At 58.8% G+C, this 23,339-nt stretch carries 23 protein-coding genes and 2 tRNA genes; 5 read left to right on the plus strand and 20 right to left on the minus strand.

The features are described 5' to 3' along the window. Positions 1-203: 203 nt before the first annotated feature. Both ACR3E7_RS02795 and ACR3E7_RS02800 read right to left on the minus strand, forming a co-directional pair. Entirely contained in the window at positions 204-629 is a 426-nt protein-coding gene (locus ACR3E7_RS02795) for a hypothetical protein (protein WP_170784284.1), read from the minus strand. Beyond that, on the minus strand, positions 626-2,038 hold the full coding sequence (locus ACR3E7_RS02800) for a GMC oxidoreductase (RefSeq protein WP_480503082.1): 1,413 nt from the start codon (positions 2,036-2,038) through the stop codon (positions 626-628). Before ACR3E7_RS02800 ends, ACR3E7_RS02795 begins: the two co-directional genes overlap by 4 nt. A gap of 200 nt (positions 2,039-2,238) precedes the next feature. Here ACR3E7_RS02800 and ACR3E7_RS02805 point away from each other — a divergent pair, with 200 nt between their 5' ends. The 3 genes from ACR3E7_RS02805 (at position 2,239) to ACR3E7_RS02815 (ending at position 5,393) form a co-directional block, all read left to right on the plus strand. Beyond that, entirely contained in the window at positions 2,239-2,430 is a 192-nt protein-coding gene (locus ACR3E7_RS02805) for a hypothetical protein (RefSeq protein ID WP_170784288.1), read from the plus strand. Then, positions 2,427-3,923: a GMC oxidoreductase gene (locus ACR3E7_RS02810; protein ID WP_480503081.1), complete on the plus strand. Its 1,497-nt coding sequence runs from the start codon at positions 2,427-2,429 to the stop codon at positions 3,921-3,923. The genes ACR3E7_RS02805 and ACR3E7_RS02810 overlap by 4 nt, the downstream gene beginning before the upstream one ends. A 66-nt stretch (positions 3,924-3,989) precedes the next feature. Then, complete coding sequence (locus ACR3E7_RS02815; RefSeq protein WP_480503080.1) at positions 3,990-5,393, plus strand: MATE family efflux transporter; 1,404 nt, start codon at positions 3,990-3,992, stop codon at positions 5,391-5,393. A gap of 6 nt (positions 5,394-5,399) precedes the next feature. Here the strand turns inward: ACR3E7_RS02815 and ACR3E7_RS02820 are convergent, their stop codons facing one another. From ACR3E7_RS02820 to ACR3E7_RS02885, 14 genes are all read right to left on the minus strand, one after another. After that, entirely contained in the window at positions 5,400-6,488 is a 1,089-nt protein-coding gene (locus ACR3E7_RS02820) for a M56 family metallopeptidase (protein WP_480503079.1), read from the minus strand. Then, complete coding sequence (locus tag ACR3E7_RS02825; protein WP_170769322.1) at positions 6,475-6,870, minus strand: BlaI/MecI/CopY family transcriptional regulator; 396 nt, start codon at positions 6,868-6,870, stop codon at positions 6,475-6,477. The genes ACR3E7_RS02820 and ACR3E7_RS02825 overlap by 14 nt, the downstream gene beginning before the upstream one ends. Positions 6,871-6,936: 66 nt before the next feature. Beyond that, positions 6,937-7,338: a DUF2160 domain-containing protein gene (locus tag ACR3E7_RS02830; protein WP_170769323.1), complete on the minus strand. Its 402-nt coding sequence runs from the start codon at positions 7,336-7,338 to the stop codon at positions 6,937-6,939. 8 nt (positions 7,339-7,346) lie between these two features. Further along, a complete protein-coding gene (locus ACR3E7_RS02835; RefSeq protein ID WP_085807800.1) occupies positions 7,347-8,144 on the minus strand; it encodes a carbohydrate ABC transporter permease in 798 nt (265 codons plus the stop codon). Next, entirely contained in the window at positions 8,141-9,004 is an 864-nt protein-coding gene (locus ACR3E7_RS02840; protein ID WP_085807799.1) for a carbohydrate ABC transporter permease, read from the minus strand. Before ACR3E7_RS02840 ends, ACR3E7_RS02835 begins: the two co-directional genes overlap by 4 nt. Beyond that, positions 9,004-10,077 (minus strand): ABC transporter ATP-binding protein, encoded by a 1,074-nt coding sequence (locus ACR3E7_RS02845; protein WP_480503077.1) that lies wholly within the window; start codon positions 10,075-10,077, stop codon positions 9,004-9,006. The genes ACR3E7_RS02840 and ACR3E7_RS02845 overlap by 1 nt, the downstream gene beginning before the upstream one ends. Position 10,078: 1 nt before the next feature. Next, entirely contained in the window at positions 10,079-11,128 is a 1,050-nt protein-coding gene (locus tag ACR3E7_RS02850) for an ABC transporter ATP-binding protein (RefSeq protein WP_480503075.1), read from the minus strand. An 81-nt stretch (positions 11,129-11,209) separates the two neighbouring features. After that, a complete protein-coding gene (locus ACR3E7_RS02855; RefSeq protein WP_480503074.1) occupies positions 11,210-12,949 on the minus strand; it encodes an ABC transporter substrate-binding protein in 1,740 nt (579 codons plus the stop codon). Between the two features lie 282 nt (positions 12,950-13,231). Then, a tRNA-Glu gene (locus ACR3E7_RS02860) sits at positions 13,232-13,306 on the minus strand. 22 nt (positions 13,307-13,328) lie between these two features. Beyond that, a tRNA-Glu gene (locus ACR3E7_RS02865) sits at positions 13,329-13,403 on the minus strand. Between the two features lie 98 nt (positions 13,404-13,501). Beyond that, complete coding sequence (recJ, locus tag ACR3E7_RS02870) at positions 13,502-15,244, minus strand: single-stranded-DNA-specific exonuclease RecJ (RefSeq protein ID WP_480503073.1); 1,743 nt, start codon at positions 15,242-15,244, stop codon at positions 13,502-13,504. Positions 15,245-15,341: 97 nt separating this feature from the next. Beyond that, a complete protein-coding gene (gene glpX / locus ACR3E7_RS02875) occupies positions 15,342-16,322 on the minus strand; it encodes a class II fructose-bisphosphatase (RefSeq protein ID WP_480503072.1) in 981 nt (326 codons plus the stop codon). Positions 16,323-16,391: 69 nt separating this feature from the next. Beyond that, on the minus strand, positions 16,392-17,678 hold the full coding sequence (locus ACR3E7_RS02880; protein ID WP_480503071.1) for a homoserine dehydrogenase: 1,287 nt from the start codon (positions 17,676-17,678) through the stop codon (positions 16,392-16,394). Between the two features lie 125 nt (positions 17,679-17,803). Continuing rightward, entirely contained in the window at positions 17,804-18,052 is a 249-nt protein-coding gene (locus ACR3E7_RS02885) for a hypothetical protein (protein WP_480503070.1), read from the minus strand. Positions 18,053-18,151: 99 nt separating this feature from the next. Between ACR3E7_RS02885 and ACR3E7_RS02890 the strand changes: the two genes are divergently transcribed. Next, positions 18,152-18,748: a TetR/AcrR family transcriptional regulator gene (locus ACR3E7_RS02890; protein WP_480503069.1), complete on the plus strand. Its 597-nt coding sequence runs from the start codon at positions 18,152-18,154 to the stop codon at positions 18,746-18,748. Here the strand turns inward: ACR3E7_RS02890 and ACR3E7_RS02895 are convergent. Beyond that, a complete protein-coding gene (locus tag ACR3E7_RS02895; protein WP_480503068.1) occupies positions 18,729-19,640 on the minus strand; it encodes a pirin family protein in 912 nt (303 codons plus the stop codon). The genes ACR3E7_RS02890 and ACR3E7_RS02895 overlap by 20 nt on opposite strands. Positions 19,641-19,731: 91 nt before the next feature. Between ACR3E7_RS02895 and ACR3E7_RS02900 the strand changes: the two genes are divergently transcribed. Continuing rightward, positions 19,732-20,295: a hypothetical protein gene (locus ACR3E7_RS02900; protein WP_480503067.1), complete on the plus strand. Its 564-nt coding sequence runs from the start codon at positions 19,732-19,734 to the stop codon at positions 20,293-20,295. Here ACR3E7_RS02900 and ACR3E7_RS02905 read toward each other — a convergent pair. The 3 genes from ACR3E7_RS02905 to ACR3E7_RS02915 are packed head-to-tail and all read right to left on the minus strand — an operon-like array spanning position 20,255 to position 23,017. Next, complete coding sequence (locus ACR3E7_RS02905; protein WP_480503066.1) at positions 20,255-20,851, minus strand: TadE/TadG family type IV pilus assembly protein; 597 nt, start codon at positions 20,849-20,851, stop codon at positions 20,255-20,257. The genes ACR3E7_RS02900 and ACR3E7_RS02905 overlap by 41 nt on opposite strands. A gap of 7 nt (positions 20,852-20,858) precedes the next feature. Continuing rightward, the gene (locus ACR3E7_RS02910; RefSeq protein ID WP_480503065.1) at positions 20,859-21,389 is read right to left on the minus strand and encodes a TadE/TadG family type IV pilus assembly protein; all 531 of its coding nucleotides are present in this window, start codon (positions 21,387-21,389) and stop codon (positions 20,859-20,861) included. Then, positions 21,386-23,017, minus strand: a complete 1,632-nt coding sequence (locus tag ACR3E7_RS02915; RefSeq protein ID WP_170788418.1) for a TadE/TadG family type IV pilus assembly protein — start codon at positions 23,015-23,017, stop codon at positions 21,386-21,388. The genes ACR3E7_RS02910 and ACR3E7_RS02915 overlap by 4 nt, the downstream gene beginning before the upstream one ends. Positions 23,018-23,339 lie beyond the last annotated feature (322 nt).

Here is a 23,339-nt window from a genome sequence, read left to right on the forward strand (position 1 = left end):
CGCGAAACGGGTCGTGAAAATCCTGTACGGATGGGTCGGGCAATTCAGACCAAAGCAATGGCGTCGCGGCCCATGTCCCGAGGGGCGCACACAATACTGAAAACGCACAGATCAAAACTGCTCGCAGGCGCATCCCAACGGCCTTTCATGACTTAGAAAATAGCGGTCATTCAAATGTGAGAGATATCCGGGTAAACCGCAAATCACGACACTGCAAACGCCCCCAATTGGTTCAGGCAGGGGGTGTGATAGGGTTCGAACAAGGCGACAAATTCCAGCGGTAGTCCGTCCTCTGCTGCACGGATGACATTAGTCGAAGTTGCAAATTTGTCGATGACGCTGTCGTCGATCTTGCCGAGGACGTCTTTTGCATAGGGCAATCGGTGCAGCCCGCTCCAATATCCCAAATCCAGAGCCTTCCCTTCGATCCCTTTCTCTAGAACGAATTCTTCGTAAGCATAGGCGAACTCAGTGGCCGCATCCTGTCGCGCGATCTGGGGGCCATAGATCCGGTTGATGACGTCAAGCGCGTGACCGGCAATGCCGTGCCCCTTGATCAGCCGGTAGGCAACACCTGCGCCAAGGGCACCAACCCCCAAGGCAAGAACGCGACGGCGCGACCAGCTCATGTGACAACCTCCGATGCTCTGAGGGATAGGGCGGAAATGGTCAGGGATGGGTTGGCAGGCGAGCAGGTCGGGAAAGCGCCCGAGCCCAGTACGAACAGGTTTGGAACCCCATGCAGGCGCAACCGATCGTCAACCACCGATGACTCGGCCGAGGGACCCATGCGGTGCGTGCCTTGAATATGCGCCTGTGATCGGATTTTTTCGTCCACTATCAGTTTCTCGATCGTGTCGGGGATGATGCCCGGCAGGCCGTCAATCGCCCGCCGCAACCCGCGCATCGCATAGTCGGTGTACCCGATCCATTCGATGACGGGTTCGTCGTCCTCCAGCAGGATCCTGTTCTCTGCCATTGGAATATCATCGACGGTTAACCGGAGATGCAGTCGGTTGGCCCATTTGCCCTGTTCTCGTCGGATCGAGACCGGGGCGTTAACAGTTTCGATCAGAACAGCGCCGGCCTCTGATCGGTCAATGTCATGGTAGAAATGATACCCATGCCCGGTTTCGGACGCACCGCCGTAAAAGGCTTTGATATTTGCGGTGTCCAGAATGATATCAACCTCACCTTGCTCATGAAGGTACGCACCTAGAGCTTTGTTTTTTATTCCTGATCTCAGCAAAATGGCAGCGTTGAATATCCCGTTTGTTCCCAGCGCAATTGTGTTGCCGCGCAAGCGCGCCTCAGCCCCGTCAGCAGTCTTGACCTGTACTGCGCGGGCCTGACCGCCTTCGATATCCACCGTGCGTACTTCGGTGCCCAACAGGTAGTGCGCGCCGGGATGTTCCAGCCGCTCGAACCCGTTCAGAATTGTAAATTTCGCGTCCACTGGGCAGATGCGGCAGACACCGTTTGCACAACACCGCGCTCGCGAGCCTCCGTTCGAGGTCGCGCTTGGCAAGGGCACCCATAGCGGGCTGTCTTCACGCAAAGCTATGTCAGAGCGAGATGGCGCGTGGGGCGGATACGGAAACGGCGCACTGCGCGGCAGGATGTGATCGGATTGCCCACCGCAGACTTCAATCATCTCTTCGGCCTGAATCCAGAAAGGTTCAAGATCATCGTAGGTTATGGGCCAATCTTCGCCGATACCGAACTTGCTTTTCAGGATGAAATCATCGGGATGCAGACGCGGAGTGTTGCCCCACCAATAGTTCGAATTCCCGCCAAACAAGGTGAATGCAACCCATTCCTTGGGTGCGCCCGAGCTGTTGCGTTGCTCGATCTTTTCACGGACGGCCCACCCATGCGCGATCTGGTCTGCATGAGAATAGTCCTGCCCTTTTTCGACAAACAGGATGTTAAGATGATCGGGCAAGCCGTGGGCGAAAAACATCGCGGAAAAGCTGCTGCCTGCGATCACCACATCCCAATCGCGGGCGCTGGCTTGTTCAAGAGACAATAGGCGCATCAGAACTCATTAACCTTATTAATCTTCACCTGTTGACCAAATTACAGGCTTCCGTCCGACCCGACCAGATCACGCGAGAATTGCGGCGGGGCAAGACAATCACTTTATGGTTTGCAATAATCAGGCCCTTGTCAATAAAGTTAAAGAGACGGCAATGCAGTCGCCTTGCCGGAATTGTTGTTGTTTGTTTGGTGTGTTCGTTGAAATTTGCTTTGAAAAGACGTCATCTTCTTGGGGCTGTTGCTGCGGTGGTCATTGTCCCACCGGTTGCCAGGATTGCAATTTTGAAGTCGCGGGATAATCCGCTGCCTCCCATTTCCGATCCGAAAGTGGTTTTTGCTGATGGCTGGCTGTTGGATGCGAGCGACCTGGATGTGGACGGGTTGTCATGATCCTGGATGCGCGCGCTGAAATCCCGGCGTTAGAGGGGCCCTATGACTGCTGCATCGTAGGCGCGGGGCCGGCTGGTATCGCGCTTGCGCTGAAACTGGCACAGGCGGGCCGTCGAGTGGTTCTTCTAGAGGCCGGAGACCGTGAGGTCACGCCCGACTCGCAGGACCTCTATGAGGGCGAAAATCTGGGCCTGGAATATTACCCTCTGTCTGCGCCCCGGCTGCGCGCGCTTGGGGGGACGACCGGTCATTGGGGCGGGCAATGTCTTTTGCTGGACCGGTCCGACTTTCTGCCGCGCCCGGACGTACCCCTCAGCGGATGGCCCATTCGGTACGAGGATCTGGCCCCGTATCAGGCGGAAACAGCTATACTTTTGCAAACAGGGCAGTTCTCGGGCGGCTTCCGCAAACCGGTTGACGACAGCGGCACGCTGGATGTTGTTGAGCAGAGGTTCAGCTCTGACCGGGCGTTTTATGATATCGGCAACACGGACCCGGTACGCTTCGGTCCATTCTATCAGGGGCAATTGGAGGATGAGCCGAACATCGACCTTGTCTTGAATGCCAATGTGGTAGGGTTCGACGTCGATGGTGAGACCGGCCAAATCACGCAGGCGCAGATTCGTAACTATGGTGATGGCGAGGGGGCGGTGGCTGCCGGACGCTTTGTGCTGGCCATGGGCGGCTTGGAAAACAGCCGTATGTTGCTGCATCTGAACGCCCGGCAAAACAACAGGTTCGGCAATCAGAACGACATGGTTGGTCGCTGTTTCATGGAGCATCCGGTAATCGACCATGAAACATACTTCATCACACGGCGTCTTTATTCTCATTCCCCGACATGGGAATTCGAACGCCTGACGCGGCGCTCCCGCCCCGAGCTTGTGCTGAGTCCCAGCCAGGACCAGATGCTGAAAAACGGCTGGACCAACTCAGCCGTGCGGATGCGGCGACTAAGACGCAGAAAACTGCCGCCCGAAGAGCTGGGGGACACGGGCTTTATCAACGGTTTGAAATTCGACGAGGATTACTTTTTTACCAGCAATTCTCAGGTCACGGCTGAACAGCGCCCGAACCCTGCCAGCCGGGTTGTTCTGACCGACCAGCGGGATCGGTTTGATCTGAATACGGTCGGGCTGGACCTGCGGCTGATGCCCGAAGATATCGAGACCCTGCGCGGATCAACCATTGAAGTGGCCAAGTTCCTGATCCGAAACGGGCTGGGCCGGATGCGGATGGACCCCGCCTTGTGGAACCGCGATGCATTCGAAAACCTGCCGTTGGACTATGGCAGCCACCATATGGGCGGCGCGCGCATGTCCGAGACGCCCGAGACTGGCGTGGTTGATGCCAACTGTAAGGTGCATGGGGCCGCGAACCTCTATGTTGCGGGGTCAGGTGTGTTTGCGACCTGCGGCCACGCCAACCCCACGTTTACTATTGTACAACTGTCCCTGCGGCTGGCGGATCATTTGCTTGGGCCTTCTGCCTGACGGGGTTTTGGGGTTGAAGCCCCCTGTATTCCACTGGCAGGTTAGCCCCGCACAAGGGGGGCGTTCATGACATCTCAAAGCTCGGGGCAGGCAGTCTTTCTGTCGGGCAGCCTGATGCGCCATGTCACGCGCATGTCATTGACCACCAGTATCGGCCTGATGGCGATCTTCGCTGTCGACTTCGTCGATATGGTGTTCATCTCGATGCTGGGGAACGACGCGTTGGCGGCGGCGGTTGGCTATGCCGGGACGCTGCTGTTCTTTACCAACTCGGTCAATGTCGGCCTGTCTATCGCCGCAGGCGCGCTGGTTGCGCGCGAGCTTGGGGCAGGGCGGCCCGATCAGGCAAGGCGGTTCGGAACCAGCGTTGCCGTTCTGGGTGCGATCTCGGGCATGATCCTGTCCGCGCTTGTGCTGCTGAACCTAAACACACTGTTGTCGCTGTTGGGGGCCGAGGGAGAGGTTCTGCATCTGGCGGCGCGCTATAGCCGGATCATTCTTCCGACCATGTGGGTGATGGCTTTGGCTATGGCCGGGATGGCGGTCTTGCGGGCCCACGGGGATGCGCGCCGTTCCATGCAGGCGACGATTTTCGGCGGGCTGGTCAACGCGGTGCTGGATCCGATCCTAATCTTTGCGGTTGGGCTTGGGCTGGACGGGGCGGCGATAGCCTCGGTCATCGCGCGGGTCTGTATGCTGATAGCGGTGATGCGACCTGCTATAAAGGTGCATCGAGGGTTCGCGCAGCCTTCGCTTAAGCAAGTGGTTCAGGATGTACGCCCGGTGCGTGCCATAGCTGTACCAGCCGTCTTAACCAACATAGCCACGCCCGTCGGCAACGCCATCGTCATCCGTGAGGTGGCGCAGTTCGGAACCGATGCCGTAGCCGGCATGGCGGTTATCGCACGGCTGATGCCGGTGGCGTTTTCGGTTGTGTTTGCCCTGTCTGGCGCGATCGGTCCCATCGTTGGCCAGAACTATGGTGCGGGGCAGTATGATCGGGTGAAAGAGACGTTTCTGGCCGGGGTCAAATTCACCGCCATCTACGTTCTGCTGATGGCCGCTGTCTTGTTTGCCCTTCGAGGCCCAATTGCGGATCTGTTTCTGGCGCAGGGGGAAACGCGGGCGCTGATCTATCTGTTCTGCGGTCCTCTGGCGCTGGCGTCTTTCTTCAACGGGGTAATCTTTGTTGCCAATGCCAGCTTTAACAATCTGGGCCATCCCATCTATTCCACATGGGTCAATTGGGGGCGGCATACGTTGGGTACTTGGCCGTTTGCCGTGGTCGGAGGCATCCTTGCAGGCGCGCCCGGTGTCCTGATGGGGCAGGCGCTGGGGGGCGTTGTCTTTGCGGTTGTCTGCTGGGTGATGGTGCGCCGCGTTGTGTCAAAGCTCAGCACGCCGCAAAAGCCGGACCCGTTTGCCGGGCAGAACCGACTTCACGCGCTGTTTGGGCGGCGTGGTTGGTAGGCGGGATCAGTTGCCGCTGTTGCGAGCCTCGAGCCGTTCAAGGTTAACTACTGTCGACAGCATCAATCGGTCGTGGCTCCAATCCTCGGTCTGTTGCACGGAGGCGGCACCAAAACCCAGCACGGTTGCAAAGACCAGCGTCAGGCCCAGAAACAGCACCGGAGTGCCAGAGCGGACCGAGGGAGCCTCGGCCAGCGCCATCACGCGTTGGCGCAACACGCGCTTTGCTTTGCCTCCCGTGACCAGCGCGACATTCAGAACCCGAGGGCTGCCCTTGCGCACCGTGCGGGCGCAATAGTCCAGCAGGCAAGCGGTATAGTCGCGCGCGTTGATCCCGCGGCGGGCAACCACGGATTGGTCGCAGGCCAGCTCGCGCAGACGGTCGAACTGATATTTCAGCACCAGATAGGCGGGGTTCCAGAACAGAAATGGGCGTAGAATTTCGAACCCCAGCTCCCACTCCACATCGCCCGCACGCACGTGCTGAAGCTCATGCGCCAGCGCAAAGCGCAATTCGCGCGGCGTGTCCAGCAGATGGCTGGGCAGGACAACATGGCGGCGACGAAGGCCGCGCACGGCAAAGGGCACGGCGATCCGGTCGGAGAGGCGTATATCGACCTTGGCCGAATGCCGCCACAAAAAGCTGGTCTGGATCGTTTCACGGATCGCCAGCCCATCGCGCAGGACGCGCACGGCATAGGCCGCGGCCATCACGATCACCAGACCGAAGATCGCGGACAGAACCGGGTATGCACCGGAAACAAATACTTCGACCCAGCGTTCGCGTGTGTTCAAAAGCGCCTCGAATTGGGTTGCGGGCATGGCGATGTCGCCGCGCAGATAGGCGGCAACAGCGATGTCCCCCAAAGCAACGGTGCCATGGGCTGAGGTGAGTGCAAATGCCCCAATGGCCAGAACAGGGCTAAGAACGACGCAAAGGCACAGGGCCTTGAGCGCCTGAAGCTGCGCAACAAAGCCATATTGCAGCCGCGTCCGACCCATAATGGCCCGCACGACCAGCCACACCAGTGCCGCGAGGGCCAGTACGATATTCCATTCCAGATACGCGTCGAGAACCGGTTTAACCGCCGTCATTGTGCAGTCTCCTTTCTACCAGTGCTCGAATTTCCTCCAGATCGGCTTCGCTCAGGCCCGCATCGTCTACCAGACGCGCCACCAGCGAGGCAGGCGTGTCATCGAACAATGTACGCGAGAGGTTCTGCAACGACCGTGCCTGATATTTGTCTTTCTCCAGCAGCGGCGTATAGATCAGCGTCTTGCCGTCCTTGCGGCTTTCGACGAAGCCTTTCTCGTCGAGAATCCGCAGGATGGTTGCGCCGGAGGTATAGGCCAGATTGCGTTCTGGAGGCAGACGATCAAGCACGTCACGGACCGAGCCCTGACCAAGTGCCCAGAGCTCATTCATGAACTCCAGCTCTACCTCGGTCAGAAGGTTTGTTGTCTTTTTCTTTCGCATCGGTCTTTCGTGTCGCATTTTTTAGTATGCCTGACAGACAAGCATCCTTTCGCTGTTTCGCAAAGCTCAAACTTTCCAGAAGACGAAGAATCCCCAGCCGATCGACAGGAAAAGCGGTGCCCAGACGGGCTGGCCAACCAATCCCAGCCAAGCAAGGAAGATATAGGCCGATCCCAATAGGGTGATGAACAGTCGATCCCCCAGCGTAGTGGTCAGGCCCAGAACGCCGCGCCGTTCGATCCCGTCGCGGAACTTGAACCCCTCCAGCACGCCGATCAGGGCGATGGCCGAAAAGATACCGACGAACAGCGCCAGCGTTGCGGGGGTCCAAGCCATCCAGAAATCGGGCCACAAGGGATCGGTCCAGGAAAACCCTTTTTCCTCCTGCTGGCCGACGCTGCCCCAACCGGCCTGCTGGGCAGCCGCCATCGAGGGTAGAAAGGGGAGGGTGAGAAGAAGTTTACGCATATCGAACCTCACACACGGCCCATCGCGAAACCACGCGCGATGTAGTTGCGGACAAACCAGATGACGATGGCGCCGGGAATGATGGTCAGTGTTCCGGCGGCTGCCAGCAGGCCCAATTCATACCCCGCGCTGGATGCAGTACGAGTCATCACAGCGGCGATGGGCTTGGCCTCTACCGCCGTAAGGGTTTTGGCCAGAAGCATCTCGACCCACGAGAACATGAAGCAGAAGAACGCCGCCACGCCGACGCCCGCCTTGATGTTGGGTAGGAAAATCGTCACGAAGAAGCGCGGGAAGGAATAGCCGTCGACATAGGCGGTTTCATCCAGTTCCTTTGGGATGCCGCGCATGAAGCCTTCCAGAATCCACACCGCCAGCGGCACGTTGAACAGCGTATGCGCCAGCGCCACGGCGAGATGCGTGTCAAACAGCCCGATGGAAGAATACAGCTGAAAGAAGGGCAGCGCGAACACCGCCGCCGGGGCCATCCGGTTGGTCAACAGCCAAAAGAACAGCTGCTTGTCGCCCAGAAACCGATAGCGCGAGAACGCATAGGCCGCAGGCAGGGCCACACAGACCGACAGCACCGTGTTCAGTGTTACGTAGATGATCGAGTTGATATAACCCCAATACCATGTCGGATCGGTGAAGATGGTGATGTAATTTTCCAGCGTAAAGGTCTGGGGGAATAGGGAAAAGCCCGACAGGATTTCGTTCGTTGTCTTGAAGGACATCGCCACCAGCCAATAGATCGGCAGCATCAGGAACGCGATATAGAGGATCGGGATAAGAGACCGCTTCTTCATTGCGCGTCATCCTTTGTCATCAGAGTGTAGAAGACCCAGCTGACCAGCAGCGTGATGGCGAAATATATCAGGCTCATCGCGGCTGCAGGGCCAAGGTCGAACTGTCCCAGCGCGATCTTCACAAGGTCGATCGACAGCAAGGTGGTTGAGTTGCCAGGGCCGCCTCCGGTCAGAACGAAGGGTTCTGTGTAGATGTTGAAACTGTCCATAAAGCGCAGCAGAACGGCGATGGTCAGAACGGTTTTCATCTTGGGCAGCTGGATATAGCGGAACACCGACCACGGGCTGGCACCGTCGATCTTGGCCGCTTGGTAGTAGGCATCCGGGATCGAAACGAGGCCCGCATAGCACAGCAGCACCACCAGCGACGTCCAGTGCCAGACATCCATGACGACGACCGTGATCCAAGCCGACAGAGGCTGTTGCGTCATGTCATAGTTGATGCCCAGAACATCATTCAGGAAGTAGCCCAGCAGGCCGATCTTGGGCAGGGTAAAGATGTTCCACATCGAGCCGACTACGTTCCACGGGATCAGCATCGGCAGGGCCATCAGGACCAGACAGACGGGCACCCAGAACCCTTTGCGGGGCATCGATAGGGCTACAATAATGCCCAGAGGCACCTCGATCAGCAGGATCAGGAAGGTAAAGAGGAACTGCCGACCGAGGGCCGCTTGGAACCGATCTGAACGCAAAATTTGCTCGAACCAGCCAAGACCTTCCCAGAAGAACTGGTTGTTGCCAAAGGTTTCCTGCACCGAGTAGTTGACCACCGTCATCATCGGCACCAGCGCGTTGAATGCGACCAGCGCGAGTACCGGCAGGACAAAGAACCACGCTTTTTGGTTTTCCGTTCTCATCAGCTGCGTTCCTCGGTTGCGATCCAGCCGTCGCGGTAGACGCGGGATTGTTCAGGTTTGAATTGCAGGAAGACCTGCGAGCCCGGCTCGGGCACACTGTGTTCGGTTACGGCTTTCAGGGCGGTATTTCCAACCATGGCGCTGACCACATAGTGGCGGCCGATGTCGGAAACCTTGGTCACATGCGCCGGGATGCCGGTATCGCCAAAGCCCACATATTCGGGGCGGATACCCAGGTCGGTGCGGCCTCCGTCGCCATGGGTGGGGCCTTCCAGCATGACCTCGTGGCCTTCGAAAACCGCGCGGTCACCTTTGGCTTCGCAGGGTAGGACATTCATGCCGGGGGAGCCGATGAAGTGACCCACAAATGTGTGCTGAGGGCGCTCGAACAGTTCAACCGGTGTGCCGATCTGCACCACTTCGCCTTCCTGCATCACCACGACTTCGTCGGCGAAGGTCAGGGCCTCGGTCTGGTCATGGGTCACGTAGATCATCGTGGCTTTGACCCGCTGGTGCAGCTCTTTCAGCTTGGACCGCAGTTTCCATTTCAGATGCGGGTCGATCACGGTCAGCGGTTCGTCAAACATCACTGCATTCACGTCATCGCGGACCAGTCCACGCCCCATCGAGATTTTCTGCTTGTTGTCCGGGCTGAGGCCGCTGGCGCGGGTGCTCAGCATATCCGTGACATCCAGCATTTCGGCGATCTCATCGACCCGGCGTTTGATCGTTGCCGGGTCAACCCCCCGGTTTTTCAGCGGAAAAGCCAGGTTTTCGCCCACAGTCATCGTGTCGTAGATCACCGGGAACTGGAACACCTGCGCAATGTTGCGCTGATCGGGGGGCAGGGCGGTCACATCCCGATCATCGAATAAGATTTGCCCTTCGGACGGGGTCAGAAGGCCCGAGATGATGTTCAGCAAGGTGGACTTGCCGCAGCCCGACGGCCCCAGCAGCGCATAGGCCCCGCCATCGCGCCATGTGACGTCGATTTCCTTCAGCGCATAATCTTCGGGGCCTTTCGGCGCGGGCATATAGCTGTGTCGCAGATTGGAAAGTTTGATCTGTGCCATGTCAGGCCACCCTTTTGCCGTCTTGGCCGAAATACCGGCAATGCGCCGGGTTCAAGTAGAAACTGTGATCCTCGCCGACTTGGTAGGGATGCACGCCAGCCGCCAGGGAAACCCAATCATCCGATCCATGGCGGAAATGCGCGCTGGAATCTGATCCCGACAGCTCGGTCACAATGACCCGGCCGGTCAGTTCAACATCCGCATCCGATGTGCGGAACGGCGTCACCCGGTGCGGGCGCACGGCGACCATGTAGTCTCCATCGGCCATATCCGAGACGGCCCAGCCTCCGCCACCTGCCAGTTGCGCTTGAGCGCCGGACACGGTGATGTGGGCCACGTTGATCGGTGGGTCCGAGAACACACGCGCGGCGGCGATGTTTTCGGGATTGCGATAGATATCTGCTGTCGGGCCGAACTGCGTGACGCGACCATCCTCCATCAATGCGGTGTAGCCACCCAGCAGCAGCGCCTCTTCGGGTTCCGAGGTGGCATAGACCACCACGGCGCCGCGCCCTGCGAACAGGTCGGGCAGTTGTTCGCGCAATTCTTCGCGCAGTTTGTAGTCGAGGTTGGCCAGCGGCTCGTCCAGAAATACCGCGCGGCTTTCCTTGGCAATCGCGCGGGCGAGAGCTGTACGCTGTTGCTGACCACCCGACAGCTCATGCGGGCGGCGGTGCAGCATGGGGCGCAATTGCAGCAAGTCAGCGGCCTCTTCCACGCGGCCTTCGATCTCTGATTGCGCCATGCCCGCCACGCGCAGGGGTGATGCGATATTGTCGAAAACAGTCATATGCGGGTAGTTCACAAAAAACTGGTGCACCAGGCTAATCTGCCGCTTTTGCGTGTTCAGCCGGGTCACGTCCTGCCCATCCATCAGCACTTTGCCCGAGGCCATCGGATCCAGCCCGGCCATCATCTTGATCAGAGAGGTCTTACCTGATCCCGTCGCGCCCAGCAGCACATTGAAATGGCCGGTCTGCAGCGTCAGGTTGGTTGGCTTGATATGGATAACATTGCCAACCCGCTTGGTGGCGTCTTGAAGTTCGATCATGTCCGTGGGTTCCGGTCCTTCAGTGCGGCGCACTGGTCGTGGGGTGGGGATGCCGCGCACGGCACCCCCGGTTGCATTGGCTTAGTTGGCCTGCCAGCGCGCAACCAGTTCGTCATAGTTGACGGTCTGGCCCTGCGGCTTTTCGTTTTCCAACTTGGCCTTGGGCGAACCGGCTTTCTCCAGCCAGAAGGCAGGGTCCTGCGGCTCGTTCAGGCGCGGACCACAGCCGCCATAGACGTTGGCTGCCTCATCCGCGGCCTGCATACGGGCCATGGTGATGTCCATTTCCTCGGCCAGACGGTCCATCGCCTCTTGCGGGGTGAAGGCGCCCGAGTTCACGTCACCGATCTGCTGCCACCAGATCTGGGCCAGCTTCGGATAATCCGGAACGTTGATGCCGGTCGGCGACCATGCCACACGGTCAGGCGAGCGGTAGAACTCGACCAGACCACCCAGCTTGGGTGCGCGTTCAGTGAACGACTCGTGGTTGACCGAGCTGTCGCGAATGAAGGTCAGACCCACATGGGATTTCTTCACATCGACAGTCTTAGACGTCACGAACTGAGCGTAAAGCCACGCGGCCTGAGCACGATCCGAAGGGGTCGATTTGAGGAACGTCCACGACCCCACGTCCTGATAGCCAACCTTCTGGCCGTCTTCCCAGTAGGGGCCATGCGGGCTGGGCGCCATCCGCCACAGCGGCGTGCCTTCGTCGTCCACGGTGTTGTTGCCTTCGGACTTCGGCTTGACCATGTCGGCGGTAAAGGCGGTGTACCAGAAGATCTGCTGGGCCACGTTGCCTTGGCTGAGCGCCGGCAGCGACTGGTAGAAGTCATAGGACGCCGCACCCGGAGGCGCATAGTTCCGCAGCCATTCATCCCACTTGCGGATCGCGTAAACCGCAGCCGGGCCGTTTGCAGCACCACCACGCGAAACGGACGCACCAACTGGGTTACAGGTGCCCGCTTCCATGCGGATGCCCCATTCGTCGACGGGAACGCCGTTCGGCTCACCTACGTCGCCTGCGCCGGCCATCGAGAGCCACGCGTCAGTCATACGCCACCCAAGGTCAGGCGCACGTTTGCCGTAATCCATGTGGCCATAGATCGCCACACCATCGACTTCTTTCACGTCGTTGGTGAAGAACTCGGCGATGTCTTCGTAGGCTGACCAGTTGACCGGAACGCCCAGGTCATAACCATACTTCTCTTTGAACGCGGCCTTGTTGGCCTCATCATCGAACCAGTCCTTGCGGAACCAGTAGAGGTTCGCGAACTGCTGGTCGGGCAGCTGGTACAGGTTACCGTCCGGGCCAGTGGTGAACTGAATACCCATGAAGTCATCCAGATCCAATGTCGGCGATGTGGTCGCCGCCCAGTCACCTGCCATCTGTTCGGTCAGGTTATAGGCCAGTTGCAGGCGCGAGTGCGTGCCGATCAGGTCGCTGTCATTGACGTAACCGTCATACAGGTTCCGGCCGGTCTGCATCTGGGTCTGCACGGCCTGAACCACTTCGCCCTCACCGAGGATCTGGTGGTTTACCTTGATGCCGGTGATCTCCTCGAATGCCTTGGTCAGCACCTCGGATTCATAGGAATGGGTCGGGATGCCCTCGGACAGGACGTTGATCTCCATGCCCGCATAGGGTTGTGCAGCTTCGATGAACCACTTCATCTCACCCATCTGTTCGTCTTTCGACAGGGTCGATGGCTGGAATTCGTCGTCGATCCAACGTGTTGCTGCGGCTTCGTCGGCCCAAGCGGTACCGTGCCCCGCAATGACGGCTGCTGCCGCCACGGCGGAAAGTAGATGTCTCCGCATCTGTCTCCTCCCAAAGATTATGGTTTCCGGCGCGAACCGGATGGCGAGGAGCATCGGCGATTTTTTGCATATGTGTCAAACTAAATTTTTAGTAAATGAAATTGACGTCGTATAATGCGCTGAAAAAAAACACTTTTCAAGTTATTGCGAGCGCAGTTACAATACAGACAAAAGGCTGAGAGGAGGTTTGCCGCAACTGTGAGTTCGGGTTTGTTGTTGAAATCGATTCCCAGACATCCAAAGCGAAACCGGCGGACTGCACGGCGAAAAAGAGGGGGAAAATGGCAGCCCGTAGGGGAATCGAACCCCTCTTTCCAGGTTGAAAACCTGGCGTCCTAACCGATAGACGAACGGGCCATTTAAGCCGAACAAGCACAAGTGGCAGCCCGTAGGGGAATCGAACCCCTCTTTCCAGGTTGAAAACCTGGCGTCCTAACCGATAGACGAACGGGCCACGCTTGCTTGTGGAGGGCCTTTTACGGTTTACCTACACCCCCCGCAAGCCGAAAAATGCAGGGAGGGACAAGTTTTTTGGCGGGGTCGGGCGCGGGCCTAATTTGCCTCAGCTGCGTCCTCCAACCGAAGCTGCACGGATTGCCGTCCGCCCCACGTATTAACCTCGAGCCGCCCAGCAAAATGGAACCGAGCGCCACCGTGGTTGGACAGTTTTTCCCCGATTGGCCCGTCGAACGCACCGAACGCGATGGCGTCCAGACCGCTGCCCACACCATCGGACAGGGACAGTTTCAGATGTGACTCGCCTACGCGTTTGGCAAAGCGCACTTGCAGATCGGGCAGAGCATAGCGTGGGGCAGGGGCGCTGGCGCCAAATGGGCCAGCTTTTTCGATCTGTTCGATCAGGTCCACTGTGGCGGCACCCGGCATCAATGTGCCGTCCAGTTTCAGGTCCGCCGGGCCGCCTTCGCCCGCGCCCTGTTTGGCCAATAGTTCCGACAACCGCGCCATCGCCGGTTCCAGCTGATCGCGCATCACGGTTAGCCCTGCAGCCATCTTGTGCCCGCCACCTTTGAGCAGCAGCCCTTCGGCAGCCAGACGCTGGATCGAAGCCCCCAGATCGACGCCCGAAACCGAGCGACCCGAGCCCTTGCCTTCATCCCCGTCAAAGCCGATCACGATGGCTGGGCGGTTCGCGGCCTCTTTCAGACGCGACGCAACGATGCCAACGACGCCGGGATGCCAGCCCTCACCGGCGGCCCAGACCAAAGGCGCGTCCAGCCCGCGCTCCTCGGCCTGTTCCATGGCGGCTGCGCGTACGGTGTTTTCGATATCGCGGCGCTCGGTATTCAGTTCGTCCAAGCGCTGCGACAGGGCCTCGGCCTCGTGCATCGAATCGGTGCTGAGCAACCGCGCTCCCAGATCGGCCTGGCCAATGCGTCCGCCCGCGTTCACGCGCGGTCCCAGCATGAACCCAAGGTGATAGCTGTTGGGGGCCGAATCCATCCGCGCCACGTCCGACAGGGCCACCAGACCGGGCCGCTGCCGCTGTGCCATCACCTTCAGCCCCTGACGCACCAGCGCGCGGTTCGCCCCGATCAGAGGAGCGACATCTGCCACGGTCGCCAGCGCCACCAAATCCAGCAGCGAGATCAAGTCCGGTCCCTTAACCCCGGCCTCACGCAGTTGCCGCCCGGCCTCGACCAGCATTAAGAACACCACGCCAGCCGCACACAGATAGCCCAGATCGCCGCTTTCATCCTGCCGGTTCGGGTTCACCACGGCCACGCATTCGGGCAGGGTCTCGCCGCCCAAATGGTGATCCAGCACGATTACATCCGCGCCTTTGGCTGCCGCGATCGGTTCATGGCTCAGCGTGCCGCAATCGACGCAGATGATCAGGTCGTGACGGGCGGCCAGCTCCTCCATTGCGGGCACATTGGGGCCATAGCCCTCATCAATCCGGTCGGGCACGTACAGCGTCGCCTGCAACCCCATCTGCCGCAGCCAGACTAAAAGCAACGCCGCAGAACTGCCGCCGTCCACATCATAGTCCGCAAAAACAGCAATCCGCTGCTTGGCTCGCACCGCCGTCAGAAACCGGGTGGCTGCGACCTCCATATCCTTCATGTCACGCGGATCGGGCAGCAGTTCCTTAAGCTTGGGCTCCAGGAAACCGGGAACCTCCATCGCGGGAACGCCACGGACCGCCAGCACCTGGCAAACAGCACGCGGCAACCCAGCCTGTTGCACCAGCATCTCGGTCGCCCGTTCTACATCAGCCGAGGGGCCGACCCAACGCCGCCCGGACAAAGACTGTTCAACCCCAAGAAAGCTCATGACCCGCCCCTGATATGCCAAGGCCGGATACCTTTCGGACCCGGCCTCTTCATCTTTTTACAAATACTCTCGCCGAAGGCGGCGGCGCAAGCCGCTATCAGGTGTCGTGCGACCACATGGGCGTGCGGTAGGACATACGGCGCACCGACCCGGTTTTCGACCGCATCAACAGCGTTGTCGTCTCAACCCAGCCCGGCTCGCGCTTAATGCGCGGTAACAGCGACCCGCCGGTCACGCCGGTTGCGGCGAAAATCACGTCGGCTGTCACCATCTCATCGCGTGCGTAGATACGGTCCAGATCGGTGATGCCCGCCTTGGCCGCGCGGCCGCGTTCGTCATCGTTGCGGAACAGCAGGCGGCCAAAGATCTGACCACCCATGCATTTCAAGGCCGCTGCAGCCAGCACACCCTCGGGCGCGCCGCCTTGGCCCATATACATGTCGATGCCGGTCTCTTCACTTTCGGCGCAATGCATCACACCGGCCACGTCCCCATCGGTGATCAGACGGATCGAGGCTCCGGTCTCGCGTACTTCGGCGATCATCGCCTCGTGCCGGGGGCGTTCCAGAATGCAAACTGTAATGTCAGCGGGCGCGCAGCCCTTGGCTTTGGCCAGAGCCTCGACCCGTTCACGCGGGCTCATGTCCAGATTCACGACGCCTTCGGGATAGCCCGGACCCACGGCCAGCTTGTCCATGTAAACGTCGGGCGCATGCAGCATCGAGCCGCGCGGGCCCATGGCGATCACGGTCAGGGCATTGGGCATGTCCTTGGCGGTCAGGGTGGTGCCTTCCAGCGGGTCCAGCGCGATGTCCACGCCGGGGCCATTACCGGTACCGACCTCTTCACCGATATAAAGCATCGGCGCTTCGTCCCGCTCGCCTTCGCCGATGACCACGACGCCTGCGATATCTAGCAGGTTCAACTGTTCGCGCATCGCGTTGACCGCTGCCTGATCGGCTGCCTTCTCGTCACCACGTCCCACCAGCGAGGCAGAGGCCAGAGCAGCCTGTTCCGCAACCCGCGCCAGGCCCAGCGACAGCAGTCGGTCGTTGAAATCAATCTTGGCAGCACTCATTTTCACTATCCTCAGGTCAGTATAGGCGTTTTCTTGGGCATAGCCTGCGGCCTAGGCAGGCCGCAAGGGTCAAACCTCTTCAATGCGCAGCGCGACCGGTTCGCCCGATACCACATCGGTGTCGCGGAACCCGTCCAGCGCCACATCCAGCGTGGCCCGTGTTGTTTTATGCGTTACGATCAGGACCGGCGCGGTGCTGTCCGAGTGGCCATATTGGCGCATCCGGTCGATCGACACACCGGCATCGCCCAGAATGGCAGCCACTTTCGCCAGCGCGCCGGGTTTGTCGAACAGCGCAAGACGCAGGTAATAGGGGGCGGGCAGGCCGGTGATCGCCGGTGCCGCATCCTGCAACGAGGTCGCGGGCCGGCCAAAGGTCGGGATTTGCAACCCGCGCGCCAGATCACAGACATCGCCCATCACGGCGCTTGCCGTGGGGCCTTCGCCCGCGCCGGGGCCGCGCAGAACGACTTGTTCGACCGCATCGCCCTCGATCACTACCATGTTGGTGCCGCCTTCCAGTTGTCCCAGCGCCGAGCCGCTGGGTACAAGGCAGGGTTGCATCCGTTGGACCAGCCCTCGCGCGGTTTTCTGTGCGACGCCGAGCAGCTTGATGCGATAGCCCATATCGTCGGCCTGGTGGATGTCATCGAGGCTGATCTGCTGAATGCCCTCAATCTCGATCCCGTCGAAGTTGGGTTTGGTGCCGAAGGCAATCGACGACAGCAGCGCCAGTTTATGCGCTGCATCGACGCCGCCGACATCCAGATTTGGATCAGCTTCGAGGTACCCCAGCTGGGCGCATTCTTCGAACAGGGCGTTATAGCCCAGCTCCTGTGATTGCATCCGGGTCAGAATATAGTTGCAGGTGCCGTTCATCACGCCCATGACGCGGGTGATTTCATTGCCTGCAAGACCTTCGGTCAGGGATTTGATCACGGGAATACCGCCTGCAACGGCGGCCTCGAACCGGATCACGCGCCCGGCGGCTTCGGCCTTTTCGGCCAGCTCTTGCCCGTGGATCGCCAGCAGCGCTTTGTTTGCGGTTACGACGTCTTTGCCACTGGCCAGCGCCGCCTCGACCGAGGCTTTGGCGGGGCCGTTTTCACCGCCCATCAGTTCAACATAGACGTCGATATCGTCCCGCTGCGCCAAGGCGACAGGGTCGGTTTCCCAGGCATAGCCCGACAGGTTCAAGCCGCGATCCTTGGACGCGTCGCGTGCCGAAACAGCGGTGATTTCAATGGGACGGCCGGTGCGAGCCTGTAGAAGATCCGCATGTTGCCGCACGATCTTGACGACACCCACGCCGACCGTTCCCAAGCCCGCAATTCCAAGCCGCAGCGCCTGTGTCATCCCGTGGGTTCCTTTCGCTCGAATTCATCGCCTGTCGGGCCTTGCCCGTTCTCCGCTGCCTTAGCGGGTTCGGCGCGAGGGTGCAATGCGTCCCGAGCCAGGCCAACAAGGGATTTTGACGACGTTCAGTTGATTTCTGCGTTCTGCAGTTGATCCGCCTTGTTTTCCAGCGCTTCGCGGCGGGCGTTCAGCTCTTCTTCGACCTCGGCGGCTTCGCTGACGGGGTCGACTGGCGGGCCCAGCTTCTGCTGCAACGCGATCAGCTTGGGATAGCGTGCCTTTTTCACGTTGGTAGGTTCCTCTCCCTCCAATTCCGGGAAGTTTGCACAGGCTGCGCAAGCCAGCACAGCGATCAGAAATGGCAGGGGTTTCATTCAGAACCCTTTCGAACAGTACTGCTCCAGTGATGCCTCTTTTGCGACGGCGGTTCAAGCGGGGTTCTATCTGAACATCTGTTCAGATATTGTTGAGTTATGGCACGCACGCAAGGTTCACATTCCGATATCACTGGCCCCCGCATTCGCAAGGCGGCGCTGGCTTTGTTTGCTCGCCACGGCTATGCAGCGGTGTCGATGCGCCAGATCGCGGCCGAAGTCGGTGTGCAGGCCGGTGCGCTGTATAACTACACACCCGACAAGCAGAGCCTTCTATACAGGCTGATGTCCGACCACATGCAGGACCTTCTGACAGCCTATGGCGCGCTGGATCCCGCAGGTGATGCCATTGAGGCCCTGCGCCGCTTTGTCGGCTTCCATATCCGGTTTCACCTGCAACGCCCCGATGAGGTCTTCATCGCCTATATGGAACTGCGCAATCTGACCCCCGAGAATTTTGCCGAGATTGAGGCTCTGCGCCGCAGCTATGAGGATTCGCTGGAGACAATTCTGCAAGACGGTCAGCGGGCAGGGCAGTTTGACATCGCGGATACCAAGATCGCCACGTTGGCCGTGATTGCAATGCTGAATGGCGTGATGACCTGGTATCGCGCGGGCGGGCGTTTGTCGCTGGACGAGGTCGAGCGGATCTATTGGGATATGGTACGACGCTCGGTCAGTGCGCAGGGCGAATGAAGGTGCCGTTTTGCAGCTCTCGAAAGGCCTGCTCCAGTTCGGCGCGCGTGTTCATGACGATGGGTCCGTGCCACGCCACCGGCTCGTCGATCGGAGCACCTGAGATCAGCAGGAAACGAACCCCATCCGGCCCGGCCTGAACCGTGACCTCATCCCCGGTTCCAAACCGCACCAATGTGCGATCGCCGGACATGTCGCGGATATTGACCTCTTGCCCTGCGACCTCTTTTTCCAGCAAGACGCCAGTGGGTTGCGAGGCATCGGCGAAGGCCGCCTGTCCCTGAAACACATAGGCAAAGGCGCGGCGATAGGTGTCGACGCGAAAGGTCTTTTTCACGCCCGCCGGGATCTGGATATCGAGATATTGCGGGTCAGCGGCGATGCCGTCTACCGGGCCGGTTTTGCCCCAGAACTCACCAACAATGACGCGAACCTTGGTGCCGTCATCATCCGTGATTTCGGGGATCTCTTTGCTTTCCACATCCTGGTACCGCGGTGAAGTCATTTTCTGGGCTGAGGGCAGGTTGCCCCAAAGTTGAAACCCGTGCATCTGCCCAGAGCTGTTTCCCTTGGGCATTTCCTGATGCAGAATGCCGGACCCGGCGGTCATCCATTGTACGTCGCCCGCGCCCAAGGTGCCGGTGTTGCCCAGAGAATCCGAATGCTCGACCGTGCCGGACAGCACATAAGTGATCGTCTCTATCCCGCGGTGGGGGTGCCATGGAAAACCGGCCATGTAGTCCTGCGGACGTTCATTTCGGAAATCATCGAAGAGCAGGAAGGGGTCTAATTCGGACGGGTCCTGAAACCCGAATGCGCGGTGCAATTTGACGCCCGCGCCTTCCATCGTTGGCATGGCTTTTCTGGTCTCCAGCGTGGGTCTAAGCGACATATGGGCCTCCTGTATCTTATGCGAACCATGTATCGCGCGGGTAAGGTTCGTCAATTTGCAGTCGGGCACGGGACCTGTGCGCAAAAATGCAATGCACCGCCCTCTGTCCTTCGTCAGCGAAAGCGGCTACATCCGGTCAAACGAACGCGGGGATATGACGATGCAGCAAGAGGTACTGGCCACTGTAAGGGCTTCAACACCAAGACGTTGGCTTGGCGTTGGCATGTTGGCTGTGGTTGGGGCGCTGGTTCTCTATGTGGCAGCGGCAACCCCGCCAGAGCCGGCCTGGCAGGTGTTTCTGGTCTTTGTTGGGATCGCGGCATTCTGGCTGGCGCACCGTATGTGGACTGCAACTGCCGACTGGATCGAGTTGACCAAAACCGAGATGCGTACAGGGTCAGGGCGCGTTATCGCTTATGTCGACAGTATCGAGGCCGTGGATCGCGGGGTCTTTGCGTTCAAGCCCTCAAACGGCTTTTTGGTTCGCACGAAAGAGGGTCAGGCGAACGCCTGGGCACCGGGACTTTGGTGGCGTCTAGGCCGTCGGGTTGGCATCGGCGGCATGACATCCGCCGCCGAAACCAAATTCATGTCTGAGGCGCTTTCTATCTTGCTTATGAACAGACCGGCTGAGGGCCAAGGTTCTGCGCAATAGCGTTCGTAAAACGCGGACGAGTGAATACAAAATTTTCGAAGGTTGAATCGTCGCTTACCCAATCCCCGATGACTGCGGCGCCACCAAAGGCCGGATCGAAGTCATTTGAGGTTTCAACGATGATAAGTGTGTCCTGATCCGGCATCGGCGGCAAAGAGCCGCTAATGCTGGTGATGTTGTCATTGTCCAATTGATCGCAGAAGCCGCGAATGGCAGACCAGTCAACATAATGTCGTGCATCGCCTTCATCATACCTGACCAGCGAAATACGAACACGTAGTGGCGTACCATTGTCGACCATACGCTCCATCAATTCCTGCATGGAGTCTACGTATGTATCCGTAACCTCTGACGTTTCCCTCGAGATCAGATCTCCAACGGTATAGGCGGCCCGAAGGTTGGCGGCGCTTTGCCGGAAACCGTCGAAAAACGTGTAGGTGCCGGTGACCGTCCAGAACAGCATCGGAAAGACCAGAACAGCCTCGACCGACAGGGCACCGCGTTCGTCACGGGCTTTACGATTTAACAGGTTTCGAACTTTTACAAGCAGGGACATGGGACTATCAAGGCTCCTGTACAAATGCGGTGGTGGCGGTCAGAGCGATCTGGCCCCTGTCGTCAGACAAAGCGCGGCCCATCAACGAAGTGGGGAATACGGGGTCCACTTTGGCGCAGGCCCGCAAAATCATCAGCTCGTTTGACAGGCCCGGTGTAAACTCGCGCACAGGTTTGGCTTCTTCTGAGTTGTCAGTGCAGTCAGCCGTTTCCGGCAAGACAACCCCGGTGAACGCGCTCTGCACGATCATCTCAAGACGCATGTTGTCTTGGCAGTTCTTGATAACCAAAGTCCGTCCGCAGATGGAATCCTTGATGGAGTCATGTGTCGGCTCAGTGCCAGTGCCCAGACGAACGTCCCTAACGGTTTGGTCTACAGCGCGTTCCAACATCGCCTGCTGGAGCGTGACCAGCGAATACTCCGTCGCGCTCAGGATGAAGAAGATGAAGGCAGGGAACAGGAGTGCGAATTCGAGTGTGATCGATCCGTTTTCAGACTTTCTAAAAAGCCGTAGTTTTTTGAATGCTCGATGTGTCATTGAGTCAACCTCAACTTTTTGATCGACGATGCGATCGAGGCGAATGCCTCTTCCAAAGAGATACCTTCGGGATCATCAAACTCGTCGACTTCATAGACATGGCTGTCGGAACTTGCGCAATTCTTGATCGTAGTCAGACCCGCCGCGGGGGCTTCAAAAGCGATACCGTAGATAATCGTGCCCTTGTTCTTGGCCGCGGAGCAGATATTGGTTGTGCGCGTATTCTTGCTGGACGCTCCTGTCGAGCGGAAGGCGTTGTTGTACCAGTTGGTGCGGTGGTTGTTCTGCCAGCGGTAGTTGTTGACCGCGTTCCAGAACAGGGATGCTTGATTAAACAGTTGGGGGTATGTCAGGCGAGTGGCCCGACCTGGTTCGTTGTCACCAAAAGGGTGATCGCGGAAAACGCCTTGACGTGTCCAGAAATAAGTGGGCGGGTTGCTGGAAACGCGGGTGCTGTATTCACCTCGTTGGCCGTTGAAATGAACGTAGTTGGGGTTGTACCAGACGTTCGAGTTGCCACTGCGCAAGTCCGAGCGTAAACGGAATTGCGAGGTGTTCTGGCCGTCGGTCATAACAATCACAATTTTCAGAACATCTTCTTCGTAACCCAGCGGGCGGTTGCTGAATTTTGCCGGGACGTTGCCGTCAGTCGACAGATCGCTGACGACATCCTGGAAGGCAGGGTCCAGCAATGCCGTACCCCATTTCATGCCGACGTCGATCGAGGTGTTCCCGGTCGCTGTCAGAGCATCAATTCGGTTGTGCAATACGGTAATGTCGTCCGTGACAGGCGTAATCTCGCTCCCGGCGCGGACCGGGCAAACAGGGGCACTGATTGGGTTTTCCGAGTTCGTGAAAACGTCGAAATGTCCGGTGCGTTCCAACGCCGTTGCCGGGTCAAGGGCTGCTTGCTGGAACTGAGTCGAAGTAAAGTTAACGCAATGCGAAAAGCTGTGCTCGCTTGAGACATTGGTGAACTTGTCCAAAATGTCAGCACCCGCGTTCACCTGAGTGGCGTAGGGGATGATTGACATCGAAATCTCGCTGCCTTCCTGCTTTTGCAGCATCAGCGTGACAAATTCCTTTGCCGCATCCCTGAGAACTTCGATCTTGGTCTTGTTCGGTTCGGCTGAATCTTCGTTCATGGACCCGGACATATCCAGAACCAGAGAGATCTCGACAGCGCCGATAGATTCCTCGGCAGTACTTGCCGCAACGGCCGTGAGTTGCTTGACGCCCGAAAACCGCATGAAATGTGTGGGAACGACGGTCTGCGCCCTGGCAGAAACTCGACGAGACCCCAAGCCTTCCTCGACAACGGGTTCTCCGACCAGTTTATCTCCAAGCCCGGCCTTTTCCAGATAAGATACCACGACCGCTTTCGGAGGCAGTTGCTGATCAAGATCCGCGGCTGCCAGAACGGCGCGGTCCAACGTGGATTGAAGGTTCGCGCGATCTCGCTCAAAGTTCATCAAGTCAACGCCCATACCGGTCGTTGCCAAAATGACAAGGAAACCCAGCAGCACAAAAATGGTGAATGCACCGTCTTCTCGCTGCGCGAAATGACGAGCTAAAGGAATTTGTCGACCAAAAAACGTTTTGCCGCCGTGACGTGCGTGTTCAATCATTATGCAGACCTCGTTGAGCAGACATCCCAAGCTGCTAGGAAAAAGTTAACGCATGGAAATTACTGGTGAAACGTGGCGGGAATTGGGCGAAACGGCCCCCCTTTAGGCCCTTTTGGGGGCAAATGGAGGATAATTTATCGAACACGTGTCGCTCTGTTTTCCCGCTGGCGACAATCGCGTTGGCGCTGACGATCCCTCGCGACTCAGCGGGGGTTCAACAAGATGTGCAGAAAATTTCGACTTTTATTTCTGCTTAAATATTGATCGTTTAAGTAAGGGGTGCGACAAAACGTCAGAACGCCAGTCGTTCGTTGGCACGGAG

This window comes from Ruegeria sp. BK1 (genome assembly GCF_056535645.1).

Excerpts from the sequence above, each read along its gene's own strand:
- ACR3E7_RS02795 (WP_170784284.1), bottom strand. The coding sequence starts at position 629 with ATGAGCTGGTCGCGCCGTCGCGTTCTTGCCTTGGGGGTTGGTGCCCTT.
- ACR3E7_RS02800 (WP_480503082.1), bottom strand. The coding sequence starts at position 2,038 with ATGCGCCTATTGTCTCTTGAACAAGCCAGCGCCCGCGATTGGGATGTG.
- ACR3E7_RS02810 (WP_480503081.1), top strand. The coding sequence starts at position 2,427 with ATGATCCTGGATGCGCGCGCTGAAATCCCGGCGTTAGAGGGGCCCTAT.
- ACR3E7_RS02815 (WP_480503080.1), top strand. The coding sequence starts at position 3,990 with ATGACATCTCAAAGCTCGGGGCAGGCAGTCTTTCTGTCGGGCAGCCTG.
- ACR3E7_RS02820 (WP_480503079.1), bottom strand. The coding sequence starts at position 6,488 with ATGACGGCGGTTAAACCGGTTCTCGACGCGTATCTGGAATGGAATATC.
- ACR3E7_RS02825 (WP_170769322.1), bottom strand. The coding sequence starts at position 6,870 with ATGCGAAAGAAAAAGACAACAAACCTTCTGACCGAGGTAGAGCTGGAG.
- ACR3E7_RS02830 (WP_170769323.1), bottom strand. The coding sequence starts at position 7,338 with ATGCGTAAACTTCTTCTCACCCTCCCCTTTCTACCCTCGATGGCGGCT.
- ACR3E7_RS02835 (WP_085807800.1), bottom strand. The coding sequence starts at position 8,144 with ATGAAGAAGCGGTCTCTTATCCCGATCCTCTATATCGCGTTCCTGATG.
- ACR3E7_RS02840 (WP_085807799.1), bottom strand. The coding sequence starts at position 9,004 with ATGAGAACGGAAAACCAAAAAGCGTGGTTCTTTGTCCTGCCGGTACTC.
- ACR3E7_RS02845 (WP_480503077.1), bottom strand. The coding sequence starts at position 10,077 with ATGGCACAGATCAAACTTTCCAATCTGCGACACAGCTATATGCCCGCG.
- ACR3E7_RS02850 (WP_480503075.1), bottom strand. The coding sequence starts at position 11,128 with ATGATCGAACTTCAAGACGCCACCAAGCGGGTTGGCAATGTTATCCAT.
- ACR3E7_RS02855 (WP_480503074.1), bottom strand. The coding sequence starts at position 12,949 with ATGCGGAGACATCTACTTTCCGCCGTGGCGGCAGCAGCCGTCATTGCG.
- recJ (WP_480503073.1), bottom strand. The coding sequence starts at position 15,244 with ATGAGCTTTCTTGGGGTTGAACAGTCTTTGTCCGGGCGGCGTTGGGTC.
- glpX (WP_480503072.1), bottom strand. The coding sequence starts at position 16,322 with ATGAGTGCTGCCAAGATTGATTTCAACGACCGACTGCTGTCGCTGGGC.
- ACR3E7_RS02880 (WP_480503071.1), bottom strand. The coding sequence starts at position 17,678 with ATGACACAGGCGCTGCGGCTTGGAATTGCGGGCTTGGGAACGGTCGGC.
- ACR3E7_RS02885 (WP_480503070.1), bottom strand. The coding sequence starts at position 18,052 with ATGAAACCCCTGCCATTTCTGATCGCTGTGCTGGCTTGCGCAGCCTGT.
- ACR3E7_RS02890 (WP_480503069.1), top strand. The coding sequence starts at position 18,152 with ATGGCACGCACGCAAGGTTCACATTCCGATATCACTGGCCCCCGCATT.
- ACR3E7_RS02895 (WP_480503068.1), bottom strand. The coding sequence starts at position 19,640 with ATGTCGCTTAGACCCACGCTGGAGACCAGAAAAGCCATGCCAACGATG.
- ACR3E7_RS02900 (WP_480503067.1), top strand. The coding sequence starts at position 19,732 with ATGCACCGCCCTCTGTCCTTCGTCAGCGAAAGCGGCTACATCCGGTCA.
- ACR3E7_RS02905 (WP_480503066.1), bottom strand. The coding sequence starts at position 20,851 with ATGTCCCTGCTTGTAAAAGTTCGAAACCTGTTAAATCGTAAAGCCCGT.
- ACR3E7_RS02910 (WP_480503065.1), bottom strand. The coding sequence starts at position 21,389 with ATGACACATCGAGCATTCAAAAAACTACGGCTTTTTAGAAAGTCTGAA.
- ACR3E7_RS02915 (WP_170788418.1), bottom strand. The coding sequence starts at position 23,017 with ATGATTGAACACGCACGTCACGGCGGCAAAACGTTTTTTGGTCGACAA.